Origin of the sequence: Archaeoglobus sp., from assembly GCF_017656475.1 — an archaeon.
In the GTDB taxonomy this organism is placed as follows: Archaea; Halobacteriota; Archaeoglobi; order Archaeoglobales; family Archaeoglobaceae; genus Archaeoglobus.
In genome coordinates, this window is record NZ_JACDNT010000020.1 from 1 (window position 1) to 12,662 (window position 12,662).

Annotated in this window: 12 protein-coding genes and 1 tRNA gene; 6 read left to right on the forward strand and 7 right to left on the reverse strand. The window is 47.0% G+C overall.

The features are described 5' to 3' along the window. Nucleotides 1-55 precede the first annotated feature (55 nt). Nucleotides 56-129: transfer RNA gene (locus H0Z19_RS07125), tRNA-Met, on the reverse strand. Between the two features lie 74 nt (nt 130-203). Here H0Z19_RS07125 and gyrA point away from each other — a divergent pair. Next, nucleotides 204-2,552, forward strand: a complete 2,349-nt coding sequence (gene gyrA / locus H0Z19_RS07130) for a DNA gyrase subunit A (protein ID WP_290725227.1) — start codon at nt 204-206, stop codon at nt 2,550-2,552. Between the two features lies 1 nt (nt 2,553). Here the strand turns inward: gyrA and H0Z19_RS07135 are convergent, their stop codons facing one another. From H0Z19_RS07135 to H0Z19_RS07145, 3 genes are read right to left on the reverse strand one after another with little or no spacing between them, the layout of a single operon-like run. Continuing rightward, nucleotides 2,554-3,717, reverse strand: a complete 1,164-nt coding sequence (locus H0Z19_RS07135; RefSeq protein ID WP_365892519.1) for a digeranylgeranylglycerophospholipid reductase — start codon at nt 3,715-3,717, stop codon at nt 2,554-2,556. Continuing rightward, nucleotides 3,717-3,905, reverse strand: coding sequence for a 4Fe-4S binding protein (locus H0Z19_RS07140; protein ID WP_290725229.1), 189 nt, complete (start codon nt 3,903-3,905; stop codon nt 3,717-3,719). Before H0Z19_RS07140 ends, H0Z19_RS07135 begins: the two co-directional genes overlap by 1 nt. Nucleotides 3,906-3,941: 36 nt before the next feature. Further along, nucleotides 3,942-5,189: a 4Fe-4S binding protein gene (locus H0Z19_RS07145; RefSeq protein ID WP_365892529.1), complete on the reverse strand. Its 1,248-nt coding sequence runs from the start codon at nt 5,187-5,189 to the stop codon at nt 3,942-3,944. Nucleotides 5,190-5,212: 23 nt separating this feature from the next. Here H0Z19_RS07145 and H0Z19_RS07150 point away from each other — a divergent pair, with 23 nt between their 5' ends. From H0Z19_RS07150 to H0Z19_RS07160, 3 genes are read left to right on the forward strand one after another with little or no spacing between them, the layout of a single operon-like run. Continuing rightward, the gene (locus H0Z19_RS07150; RefSeq protein ID WP_290725232.1) at nt 5,213-6,007 is read left to right on the forward strand and encodes a DUF63 family protein; all 795 of its coding nucleotides are present in this window, start codon (nt 5,213-5,215) and stop codon (nt 6,005-6,007) included. After that, nucleotides 6,004-6,765: an S-adenosyl-l-methionine hydroxide adenosyltransferase family protein gene (locus H0Z19_RS07155; RefSeq protein ID WP_290725235.1), complete on the forward strand. Its 762-nt coding sequence runs from the start codon at nt 6,004-6,006 to the stop codon at nt 6,763-6,765. Before H0Z19_RS07150 ends, H0Z19_RS07155 begins: the two co-directional genes overlap by 4 nt. After that, the gene (locus tag H0Z19_RS07160) at nt 6,766-7,170 is read left to right on the forward strand and encodes a DUF61 family protein (RefSeq protein ID WP_290725238.1); all 405 of its coding nucleotides are present in this window, start codon (nt 6,766-6,768) and stop codon (nt 7,168-7,170) included. Here H0Z19_RS07160 and H0Z19_RS07165 read toward each other — a convergent pair. Next, nucleotides 7,127-9,319, reverse strand: coding sequence for an RND family transporter (locus tag H0Z19_RS07165; protein WP_290725239.1), 2,193 nt, complete (start codon nt 9,317-9,319; stop codon nt 7,127-7,129). The genes H0Z19_RS07160 and H0Z19_RS07165 overlap by 44 nt on opposite strands. Nucleotides 9,320-9,378: 59 nt before the next feature. On the opposite strand from H0Z19_RS07165, the gene glmM reads away from it, so the two are divergent. Beyond that, the gene (gene glmM / locus H0Z19_RS07170) at nt 9,379-10,719 is read left to right on the forward strand and encodes a phosphoglucosamine mutase (protein ID WP_290725241.1); all 1,341 of its coding nucleotides are present in this window, start codon (nt 9,379-9,381) and stop codon (nt 10,717-10,719) included. On the opposite strand, the gene H0Z19_RS07175 is transcribed toward glmM, so the two are convergent. Then, the gene (locus tag H0Z19_RS07175) at nt 10,711-11,310 is read right to left on the reverse strand and encodes an SCP2 sterol-binding domain-containing protein (protein ID WP_290725243.1); all 600 of its coding nucleotides are present in this window, start codon (nt 11,308-11,310) and stop codon (nt 10,711-10,713) included. The genes glmM and H0Z19_RS07175 overlap by 9 nt on opposite strands. Nucleotides 11,311-11,400: 90 nt before the next feature. Here H0Z19_RS07175 and H0Z19_RS07180 point away from each other — a divergent pair, with 90 nt between their 5' ends. Beyond that, entirely contained in the window at nt 11,401-12,042 is a 642-nt protein-coding gene (locus H0Z19_RS07180) for a phenylalanine--tRNA ligase beta subunit-related protein (RefSeq protein WP_290725246.1), read from the forward strand. A gap of 78 nt (nt 12,043-12,120) precedes the next feature. On the opposite strand, the gene H0Z19_RS07185 is transcribed toward H0Z19_RS07180, so the two are convergent. Further along, a complete protein-coding gene (locus tag H0Z19_RS07185) occupies nt 12,121-12,579 on the reverse strand; it encodes a C-GCAxxG-C-C family protein (RefSeq protein WP_290725248.1) in 459 nt (152 codons plus the stop codon). Nucleotides 12,580-12,662 lie beyond the last annotated feature (83 nt).

Sequence of the window (12,662 nt, forward strand, 5' to 3'; positions counted from 1 at the left end):
TAAAATTCGACGCCGTGCTGAAAGTTATGAGAGGGATTAGAACTCGAAATAAGAGTGCCGAGGGGGGGATTCGAACCCCCGACCTCCTGATTATGAGTCAGGCGCCCCAACCAGCTAGGCTACCTCGGCTCAATCCACTTTTGGCCAACTTGAATTAAAACTCTTTCGCTCAAAGTTTTAAACACTCCTGTTGATTTTTTACAATGGAACTACTCAGGGACATCAGCGAGGAGTTGAAGAGTTCTTACATAGACTACGCAATGAGCGTTATTGTTGGCAGAGCTCTTCCAGATGTGAGGGATGGCCTCAAGCCCGTTCAGAGAAGAATCTTATACGCGATGTATGAGATGGGGCTGTTCAGCAACCGCCCCTACAGAAAATCTGCCAGAATAGTCGGAGAGGTTCTGGGTAAGTACCACCCCCACGGCGATTCGGCAGTTTACGATGCTTTAGTGAGAATGGCACAGGACTTTGCAATGCGCTACCCCCTCATTGACGGTCAGGGGAACTTTGGAAGCATTGATGGCGACTCCCCAGCAGCGATGAGGTACACCGAAGCGAGGCTTACGAAGATTGCAGAGGAGATGCTTGCCGACATAGACAAGGACACTGTTGACTTCATGCCCAACTTCGATGCAACCCTTAAGGAGCCGGTTGTTCTGCCATCAAAGATACCGAACCTGCTGATCAACGGTTCAAGCGGGATAGCTGTAGGAATGGCGACCAACATGCCACCTCACAACCTTACTGAAGTCTGTGACGGCATCATCGCCTACATCCAGAACCCCGACATTTCCGTTGAAGGGCTGATGAAATATATCAAAGGCCCGGACTTTCCAACTGGAGGCGTTATAGTTGGAACTGACGGAATCAGAGAGGCTTATCTTACCGGAAAGGGCAAGGTAATAGTCAGGGGAAGAGTTGAGCTTGAGAAAAACGCCATCATAATCAGAGAAGTGCCCTACATGGTAAACAAGGCAAGGCTTGTTGAGAGCATTGCAGAGCTCGCGAAAGACAAGATAGATGAAATAAGAACGATAAGGGACGAGTCGGACAGAGAGGGGATCAGAGTCGTCATAGAGCTTAAATCAGGATCTAACCCCGAGACGGTTATTAAGAAGCTCTACGCTTACTCCAACCTCCAGACCACTTTTGGAGTCATAAACCTCGCTCTCGTTGACAATGAGCCGAGGATTCTCAACCTTAAAGATCTCATTGCTCTCTTTGTAGATCACAGAAGGGAGATTGTGAGGAGAAGAACTAAATACGAGCTTGAAAAAGCTAAGGAGAGACTACACATCGTAGAGGGTTTGAAGGTGGTTGTTGAGGATATTGACAACGCCATCAGCATTATAAAATCCTCCTCGTCTCCATCCGAGGCGAGGGAGAGGCTAATTGAAACTTATTCCCTCTCCACAAAACAGACCGATGCGGTACTGCAGATGCGCCTTCAGAAGTTGACTGCAATGGAGATTGACGCACTTCTCAAAGAATATGAAGAACTCAAAGAGAAAATAGCGGAATACGAGTCCATTCTTGCAAGTCCTGAGAAGATAGATGCCATAATTGTAGAAGAGATAAAGGAGATAAAGGAAAAGTACGGCGACGAAAGGAGAACGGAAATTGCTGGTGTTGTGGAGGAGATATCAACAGCCGATCTCATAGAGGAAGAAGAGAATGCAATTCTGATCACGGCCGAAGGATATGCAAAGCGCATGTCTCTGGATGAGTTTAGAGTGCAATCGAGAGGCGGAGTTGGAGTTATTGGAGCGAGCGTTCCAGAGGGTGACGAAATAGCAGTTTTCAGAGTATGCAACTCCACGGATAAGCTGCTGATCTTCACGAACACCGGTAGAGTATTCTGGATTAACGCATACGAGATTCCGAAAATGGACAGAACGGCAAGGGGGACAACCATAAAAAGGCTGATAAGGCTCGAAAACGGTGAGAAGGTTATCTCTGCTCTGGGTGTTAGGGATTTCGACGAGAAGACGGTGGTTATTCTCTCCCCGGATGGCTACATAAAGAAGGTACCCTTGGTTGAATTCGAGAATGCGAAGAGGGCGGGAATAAGGGCGTCTGCGGGAGAGATTCAGCAGGTTGAAGTTCTTGAGGGGGACAGCATATTCATCGCAACAGCTAACGGAAACGTTGTGAGGCTGAGGGAGTCGGATGTGCCTGAGTACGGCAGAAATGCGAAGGGTGTTATAGCGATTAAGCTTAGAGAAGGTGACAGGATAGCCTGGATGAGCGCTTCTGAAGGAGAGCACTTGCTTATGCTGACAGAAAAAGGCTACGGAAAAAGATGCAGAACTGATGAGTTCAGATTCATTGGAAGGGGTTCAATGGGTATGATAGGCTACAGAATTTCAGAAAAGACTGGCAAACTTGCCTTTATAGCAGCATGCAACGGAGAAGAGGTATTCATCATGAGTGAGGACGGATACTGCATAAGGATCGACTCCTCAACCATACCGGTGCAGGGCAGATATTCATCCGGTGTCGTTGTGGCAAGAAAAGGAGTAAAGAGGGTTGCGCTGAAAAAAGCTTAAGTTAAAACAAATCCTTGAGATCCCAGAGAAGCTTCGGATGCGCCTTCAAAAGCTCCTTGACTATGGCAGCAACGCTCATTTCCCTCAAATTTTTGCCTGCAATCGCTCCGGCAAGCTTGTTGAGGAGAGCATCATCCATGTCGATGAACTTCAGCTGAAGCTTTTTGTTCCGCTTGAGCTTCTTTCCGAAGTCATTCTTCCACAGCTCGTCGTACCTTCTAAGGAAGCTCGCTGAGAAATCGTTCTTCTGCACAGCCTCGGCAGCAACCTTTCCCGCATAGTAACCGGCAGACAGTGCGTTGGCTATTCCACCTCCGGTTATCGGGTCTGCGTGGTAGGCAGCATCACCAGCAAGCATTATGTTGTCCGTAACTGCTGTTTCAATTTCCCCATAAACCGGCACAGCCCCCGCAACAAACTCGACGATTTTACCTTCAATCCCCTCTTTCTCGATGAACGCGTCAAGGTATTCTTTAGCTGTTTTTTCAGCCATCTTCGGCAAAACGCCAATTCCAACGTTAGCAGAGCCATTCCCTTTCGGAAATATCCATGCATAACCTCCCGGAGCAATCTCTCTGCCGAGATAGAAGTACGTGTAGTTCTCGTCAATGTCGAGCCCCGCCATTAGATATTGTGCGCAGCTTTCGACCTCATTCAGCTTGAGTGTTTTTATAATTCCGGCTTTCCTCCCAATCTTGCTCTCAACACCATCAGCACCGATTAGAATCTTCGTCTCAACCTCCCACTCCTCTCCAAGCCTTCTCAACTTCAACTTTACTTTCCCATCCTTCCTCTCGAAGTCAACCATCGCAGTTTTAACGTAAACCTCCGCTCCAGCCTTAGCTGCAAGCCTCGCAACATGGCGGTCAAAGATTTTCCTCTCGAGGACGTAGCCAACCTCATTTCCTGCCATCTCTTCTGACATCACGATTTCCGTTTTATCGGGAGCGTAGATTTTCGCCCCTGTCACCTCAGCGGCAATCCACTTCTTATCCACTTCGAAGAACTTCTCGATGCTTTCTCTGCTTATCCCCTCAGCGCATCTTACAGGTGTGCCGATCTCCTGCCTCTTTTCGACCAGAAGAACGTTCAATCCCTGCTCTGCAGCAGTCTTAGCCGCCATGCTCCCTGCTGGCCCTGCTCCTACAACCACGACATCGTACATCACTCCACCTCCACCATTGCCAGCGCTCCCATTGGACACATTTTCACGCAGATACCACAGCCAGTACACCTGTCATCGTAAATTTCGAGAAAAGTTTCGACGAGTTCATTTGCATCTGCGGGGCAGACAGCCACACACGCCCCACAGTAAGCGCATTTCCTTCTGTCGACGATAGCCTTTCTAGCCATGGAAGAAAGAAAAAATGCAAATATATTTGCTTTTCGTTATGCCTTTTCCTTAAGCTCCTTTACCTCAATGGCATCAACTGGACAGTTCACCACACAAAGACCGCAGGCGGTGCAGGCTTCGCTCACCCTTCCAACAGCCTTTCCGTTGACGATTTCTATCGTGTTGCCGTTGTAGCTCACAGGGCAGATGCTCTCGCAGATTCCGCAGCCTATGCAAACCTCTCTAACTCTGATTTCCTTCTTTTTGCTCCTCTCAACCTTCCTGAACTCGACCTCTATTTCCTCTCTCAGCCTTCTGTTTATCTTTATTGCTTCGCCCGGACAGTATCTTTCACATGTGCCACAGAAGTTGCATCTGTCGCTGAAAACAACCCTCTTTTCCGGATCGTAGACATAGGAAATGGCGCTGTTTGGACAGATGTCTCTGCAGACCGTGCAGTCCTCAACGCACCTCTCCTTGCTCCACTCCTGCTCTCCCTCAAATATCTTCTCAACCTTTATTGCTCCAGTCGGACAGACCTCGCTGCACATTCCGCAAGTTGAGCAGGAGCTCTCATCAACTATAACCGTTCCAATGACTGCATCTTTTGCCTGTTCAAATATCCTGCATGAGTCACAGCGAACTGTAATGACGTCCATCGGGCAGATCTTCGAGCAGATTTCACAGTAAATACACTTGCTCTCGTCGATGACAGGCTTTCCGTGATAAATCTTAACCGCTTTAGTCGGGCAGTTCTCAACACAGAGCCTGCATTCAATACATCCTTCACCTATGCTTATTTCTCCTCTCCTCAATTTCTTAAGATCGACGCTTCTCACAACTTTAATCGCATCTCTCGGACATGTTTTCATGCAGAGTGAGCATAAAATACAGTCCTGAGGATTTACATCTACTTTTTTAAATCCTAATTCCTCTTTCAAAATTTCGGTATAAATCCCACCTTCTTTACCGTTTCTATAAAACTTTAGGGCTCCAAACTGGCAGAAATCGCTGCAAGTTCCGCAGACAGCACAGTTCTCGCTTATCTCCACTTCGAATCCCTTGCCGTTCCTTATTACGCTAATCGCTGACTTAGGGCAAACCGACTCGCACATTCCGCATCCGACGCACTTATCAGTGCTGAAGTAAAGGTAATTTCCCCTCTCCTCGTCTCTTGCGACCTCTATGATGCTATCACCTCCTTTTTCGCCTCTGCCGGAAATGGTTTTATAAGCATTTTGGTTGGTATAACTCTTGCAGTATCGGAATGTATTTATACGTATAAGTTCGTATGGTAAGGTTATTTAACTGGTGGCCAATTAGCCCCATGGACATCTGGGAATTTATAAAGGAGTACTATATTGATTCGATTGTTTACAAAGAGGGTTACAACATCGTGAACACACTCACGTGGGCCGCGATTCTGATTGTTGCCGTTTACGCCCTTTACAAGTTTCTTGGTAAAAGGCTTGAGTTTGACGAAAAGTTCGTTTATGCGAACATTCCTTACGTTCTCCTTGGGTCATCTGTGAGGGTTGTAGAGGATGCGGGATTTCTCAGCCCGCCCGTTTCCTACATCTTCATGACGCCTTTCATATACGTCCTTATTTTCCTGATCGCCTTCCCGACGCTCCTGCTATCTCTTAAGTTTCATAGAGAGAAGTATTACAAACCCTATTCAGCTGTTGGAATTATTCTGGCTGCGGGAGTTCTTGTCCTCCTTTTCGCGAATCTTCCAGTAGTTAACGCTTGGGTCATTCCAGCCGGTGTTGGCCTTGCTGTAGTCTCCACTGCACTCTTCTATGCTGTCTCACTCAAACCAATGAAGAACAACCTCAGCATGCTGGTCATGTTCTCCCACATGCTTGACGGATTCGAGACGTTTTTTGGCATCTCATATTTGAGATACTGGGAGCTTCACGTCCTCCCCAGATACCTTATTGAAAAGTTTGGCCCAGCTTCGTTGCCAATGGTAAAATTTCTTGTGTTCTATGCTATTATTTACCTTCTGGATACCTCCGAAGAAGATAAAAACCTCAAAAACTACATAAAATTCGTTCTGGTTGTCTTGGGTCTGGCTCCAGGATTGAGGGATGGAATAAGGATGATGTTCGGGACATGAAGGTAATAACGCTGCTCACGGACTTCGGGGACTTCTATCCGGGAGTGATGAAGGGGGTTATTCTCAGTCTGTCTCCTGAAGCGAGGATTGTCGACATAACCCATGATATTGAACCCCAGAACGTCTTTCAGGGTGCTTTCCTCCTCTACAACTCCTACAGGTACTTCAGGGATGCCGTGCACGTGGCTGTTGTAGATCCAGGAGTAGGAACGGAGAGGAGAGCTGTGGTGATAGAGAGCAAAAACTACTTTTTCGTTGGCCCCGACAACGGAATCCTTTACCCTTCAGCGGTTGAGGACGGAATCAAAGCAGTTTACTCAATCAAAGAGGAAATCTCTAAGCTGGTCGGTGAGCTTTCCACAACCTTCCACGGGAGGGATATTTTTGCTCCCGCGGCAGCAATGGTTGCAAATGGGGATTACACATATTTCGAGGAGTTTGACAGCGGAGAGCTGAAAGAACTCGAACTCTTTGATTACTCAATTGGCGGCAACAAAGTGAGGTGCAGGGTTGTTTACGTGGACAGATTCGGTAACATCATTACAAACCTGAGGGAGTTAAAGGGGAAAAGGAAAGGGTTTTACTTCAGGAACATTGAATTTCCCTTCGTGAAGACATACTTAGATGTGGATGTAGGAGAACCCCTCTCCCTGATAGGAAGCTTTGGAACCCTCGAGCTTAGTGTGAGAGAAGGCAGTGCTGCTGATATGCTTGGAATTAAGAGAGGAGGGGAATGGATAGAACTGGAGGTTTTGTAAATGGATGAGAAGACACTTGCAAGGATGATAGAGGCTGTGAACAGGCACATGCCTCAGAAAACGAGAACCTTGGCCGAGATGCTGAAAGAAAAAGACCCGACAATTAAGGCGAAAGATGGTAACGAGTACTACATAGAGAAGAGGGAGCTTGAGTTCATAGCCGAACATGTTGACGAACTCGACTGGCCAAGGTTCCGCATACCCGTAATACTCGAAATGAACGACATTGGTGGGGAGAGAGTTGTTTATGTACGAGATAAGCTTCATGCCGAATTTATAAAAAAAGCTTTTGGATTTGACAGAATCCTCAACGGCATTCTCACGCTTTACATGTACGAACTGCCCGAAATCAGAAGGAAGCTCAGAACAGCAAGTCAGATAATCTTCCGGGTCTCACTGAAGTAGTCTCGTAGAGAATTAAGAACGCCGGAACAACTGAAACTGCAGCCAAAAGACTGAAAATCACAGCAATGAATGCGAGAATCCCGAAATTGCTGAGAACCGGGAATGAGGAGAAGTAAAGAGCCCCAAAACCCCCCGCAGTGGTTAGGGCGGAGGTCAGAACAGCTTTTCCAGTTTTTTCGATTGTTTTCCTGACAGACTCTACAACGCCGAATTTTTCCCTTTCCTCGAAGTACCTCTCCGTGATGTGGATTGAGTAGTCTATTCCCATCCCGAGCACTATCGAGTTGAGAGCCACAGAGATCGTCGTCTGCTTAATACACATTACTACCATGCAAATGTTCATCGCAGCCACAGCAACCGAGATGCTGATCAGAGGTATCACCGCTCTTAGAAGGGAACGGTAGGCGAGCAGAAGGAAGATGACAATGAGAGCGTACGCGACGGCAGTCATCAAGTTGAGGCTGCTGAACAGAACTTCGCTGAGGTGAGCGAGAATTACCGGAAAACCGGTTATGTAGTACTCCCCGTCCCACCCGAAAAATCTTATATCGCCCTCAAAGTTTTTTATCGCATGATGGACTTCCTCCTCAGTCTGTGTGTTGGTGTAGAGCAGAATGACCAAGTGGTTTCCGGAGATAAACCTTTCATACACGCTTTCAGGAATTTTAGATAGTGCCAGTGAAAGTTCCTTTTCGGAAGATGGAATACGTCCATAAAAACTCCTGAGAGTTTTTCCGAGAGTTTCGTAGCTGTAAACAATCTTTTCCCTCTGGGAAATGTAGTTTGCAAGCTCCTCGGCTTTTATCATGGTGTCTGCGTCAATCCTGTCAGCAGAGAGGACGACTGCATAAACGTACTGCGGGGAAACAGACCTTTCAAGCTCCTCAAACTTAACCAATGCGGGTAAATCAGGAGGGGCGTATTTCCTTCTGTTCGTCTCAAGCTGAACCTGCGTGGTTGCATATGCACCGAGTATGATTAAGACCGCTGCTAATGCCAGAATCTTTTTTGGATTTGCGGTTGTAAGCTTTGCTATTGAGGTAAGGAACTTTTCCAGAATCCTGGGTGAATGCTTAACGCCTTCATCTCCACTGTCTGTTATCTTCAGCATTGCTGGCAGAATTGTTAGGGAAAGAAGGAATGCGGAGACGAGACCAAGCGACATTAAGGTTCCGAACCAAACCAAAGAAGGGATAGACGGTGCAGCCATGGATGTGAAGCCTATAACTGTTGTAGCCATGGCCATGAAAAGCGGAAATCTTGTGGTTCTGATTGCCGTAAGAATTGAGTTTTCAACATCTTTACTCTCTCTTCTCTCGTCCTCAAATCTGTTTTGAAGTTGAGCGGCATAATCAATGGCAAGCCCTATGAGTATTGGGACCGTTGCGGACACGTACTCCGTCATCGTCAGGCCGAGAAGCGGCATCGACCCTACCATAACTGAGACGGATAGCATGGAAATTACCAGCGGAAACAAAACCGTCAATTTTCTTCTCACAACGCCGCTGAAAACCACCACGAGAACAAAAACCATGACCACGGAAGCTACGAAGAAGGTCCTGTAAACATCCTCAATCACAGCCTCTGTAATCTGATACATCAAAACTGCCCCACCCGTAACCTCAACTGTAACTCCTGGAGGTTGCTGTACGTAGGAAATGGATTTTTCTATGTTCTCTGCGACGTTCATCAGCTTATCGCTTTCCATTCTTCCAATCTGGACGGAAATCAGAGCCAGACTTTTATCTGGAAGCAAGCCTGATGATTTTTCCGCAATCATCTCCAGCAAATAGTCGTTATCGGGAATGCCGCCGTAAATCTCTTCAACGAAGGAGGCTGGGGAGGTTGTAGAAATAACGCCGTCTATTTGATTAATGGCGTTTTGAAGAGTCAGCATGTATTCAAACACATCTCTTGTCAGAACGTCGTCAGCTTTCACGAAAATATATACGTTTTCCGGAGCCAAGCCGAAATCCTTGTAGTATAGCTCGTACCTGAGATATATTTCATCCCAGGGTGGGAAGCTGTCTGAGTAGTCAGCAGAGCCAAACTTGAGATTTAAGGCAGAAATCAGAAAGAGAGATATAATGAAGGATATTATAAGGATTGTAAAGATAGGTCGATTAACAACCAGTCTTTCAATCATCATCATGGGCTCTAAGCTGGCTGAGTAAAAAACTTTTTGAACATTCATTCTGAATTGCTTCCATGAGAGCAGGAGGAGCAGGGGAGCTTTTTGGAACAAATGGCGTCAGAGGAATTGCAAATTCCGAACTTACGGCAGAAATGGCTCTCAACCTTGGCAGGACAATTGGGACGTTGAGACAAGGTAAAATTGCTATTGCATGTGATACGAGGATTTCAAGCTCAATGCTTAAATCTGCAGTCTCTTCTGGAATTATGTCAACGGGAAGCGATGTCGTTGATGTAGGCATCGCTCCCACACCGGCTCTTCAGTTTTATGTGAAGGAAACGGATTGCTCCGCCGGAGTAATTGTTACGGCGAGCCACAATCCGAGAGAGTATAACGGAATAAAGTTTGTTCAGGAGAATGGCGTGGAGTTCTACAGAGAGATGGACGAGGAGAGTGAAAGAGTCTACATGAGCAAGAAGTTCAAGATTGCAGCATGGAATGAGGTAGGCCAGCTTTACCCCGACAGTTCAGGGTTGAGGAAGTACATTGATGCTGTCGTCAATTCCGTCGAGCTTGACAGAACTTACAGGGTTGCGGTTGACTGCGGGAATGGGGCTGGTTGTTTCACAACACCGGAAATCTTAAAGGAGCTTGGATGTGACGTTTACGGGATAAACTGCAATCCTGACGGGAGGTTTCCGGCGAGAAATCCTGAGCCTGTTGAGGCCTCGTTAGACCTGCTGAAGAAGGCTGTTGTTGACTTCAAAGCCGATTTTGGCGTGGCGCATGATGGAGATGCGGACAGAGCGGTTTTTGTTGATGAAAATGGGAACTTCGTCAATGAGGATGTGATGCTCGCATTAATGGCAAAGCACTACGTTGAGAAAAAAGGTGGGGGAGTTGTAGTGACTCCGGTGTCGTCATCAAAGTGTGTTGAGGATGCTGTCAAGATGGCCGGAGGGGAAATCGTTTACACTGCTGTAGGTTCTCCGGTTGTGGCAAAGGTGATGATAGAGAAAAATGCCGTTTTCGGTGGAGAGGGGAATGGCGGGCTGATTTTTCCCCAGCACTTGGTGGCGAGGGATGGAGGGATGAGTGTAGCAAAGGTTCTTGAGCTTCTGGACGAGACCGGAAAAAGGCTGAGCGAGCTTGTTGCCGAGATTCCGAGATACCACATTGTGAAGGGCAAGGTGGAGTGCAGAGAGAAAAAGAAGTTGCTTGAAGGTCTAAAGGGGGAATTTCCGGAAGCAAACCACATTGACGGGGCGAGAATAGACTTCGAAGACGGGTGGGTGCTGATTCGCCCCTCTGGTACTGAACCCATTGCAAGAGTTTATGCTGAGGCTAAAACTGAGGAAAGGGCAAAAGAACTCTACGAACTGGGAATAAAGGCAATAAAAAAGATTTTAAGCTAACAAGCTCTGGAACTTTCTCGCCATCTTTATACCCTTTATTTTTAGCTTGCCTGTAATTATCAGTTTGAGCGTCTTCAGCAACCCAGCCTTTCCTGTTGCGAGGGAGTTTATCGTCTCGAAGTCGGACGAGATGAGTGAATACTTACCTTTCGCCGGCATTCCGTTGTAAACCGTTATCCTGCCACTGTTAAACTCAACGGTCGCGGCTGCATTCATGTCGGTAACCTCAACAACCAGATTTCCCTTAAGGTCCCTAACAATATTGCCCTTTGACGGACTCTTGGTGATGGCCTGGTCAATGAGCTGGCCGAGAATCATCGCGAAACCCTGGTTCTCATACGTTACCTCTACTGGTTGAAGCGAAGCTTCGTACTTTTCGAGGAAAGCGTTACTGCCAACCTTGAAAACTGCAGCCAACAGGCCGAAGAACATTACGAAGAGCCCCACAAAGCCTGCAAGGAATGCAAGAATTCTGATTCCGGTAAAGAAGAGGAACATCCCCCCTACAACCAGCAGGGCACCAACCACGAACCAAACCAATCCAAACAGGAAGGCCTTGATCGCAAGCTTGAAGGCTGAACCCCATTTCATGTACAGATTGATGATGATGATTTTTTAAAGTTTTCTATGTCATTTCCAGCCAACCTAAAAGAATTTTATCCTGGAGAATGAGAACGCAGTATGATTACCATAGAGGTTACAGAGAAGGTATTACTTGGTGTAAATGTCGTAAGAGGTGTGAGCGTTTCTGGGAATGGTTCTGATCTGTTGGCCGAGGTTGCCGGTAATCTGAGAGAAAAATATGAGTTGGATGATTTGAAGGTGCACCCTGTGGTGAGGGCTTACAGGGACTTTTACTGGAAAATAGGAATAGATCCGACGAAGCAAAGGCCCAGCGGGGAGGCTTTGGTGAGGAGGGCTCTGAGGGGCAAAGTTCCGTCAATAAATAACGTTGTCGACGCAGGAAACGCGGCAAGCATGGAAACCTTTGTCCCAATTGGTCTGTATGATCTGGACAGAGTGAAAGGGAAGCTGAGGTTAAGGTATGCCAGAGAGGGCGAGCAATTCGTGCCTATTGGGGGAAAGGAGGAGAGGCTGAGAGGTAATCAGATAGTTCTTGCAGATGATGAAAAAGTTCTGCACGTCTTTCCACACAGAGACTCAAAGCTGACGATGATAACCGAGGAAACGAAGAATGTACTGGTAGTGGCATGCGGTGTAGCTGGTGTGGATGCTGAAACCGTAATGAAAGCGTGCTCGAAAGCTTCGGAGTACATAGTAAAGCTAGCTGGAGGGAATGCGGAAAAGTGCGTGCTGGTGTAGCTCCGCCAACCGACCCGGGATCATGCTTCTCACCCGGGCGTGAGGGGCGGAGCCATTACATCTTCTTTTCCAGCATAGTTAAGCTTTGCGGTATTGGAGAGCAAGAAGAGTTATCTCAACGGCTTTGCTCACAATCTCCATGCACTTCTTCCTCTGCTCTTCTGAAATTAAGTCAAGATTGGGGTTTAGGTCACCGCAGTTCGGACTTCCGTTTGCTTCGACAAATTTTTTGAAAACTTCAGCGCATTTGGCGTAGATGGGCATGTACCTTTCAAGCGGGTTCTCAATCTCGCTCCTGTCTCCAAGCCTTTCCATCGTGTAAAGGCTCGTGATTGCGATCGAGCCCCATAAAGCTCCGCAGATGTGTCCTGAGCCAGAAATTCCACCTGCAAATCCTATAGCCATATTTTTCGACTTCTCATCAAGCTCAATGCCAAGAGCTTCTGCAAGTGCGACAAAGGATGAGTACGCGCAGTTCCTCGTCTCGTTGAGAAGCTGTACCGCTCTCGCTTTTGCACTCTCAACATTAATTTCCATGATGTTTCGTGGTGTATTCCGTAATAAAGCTTTTGGATTCTCGGTTTACTTAGAAGCATTTCAACTCCTACCAAATGGAAAAT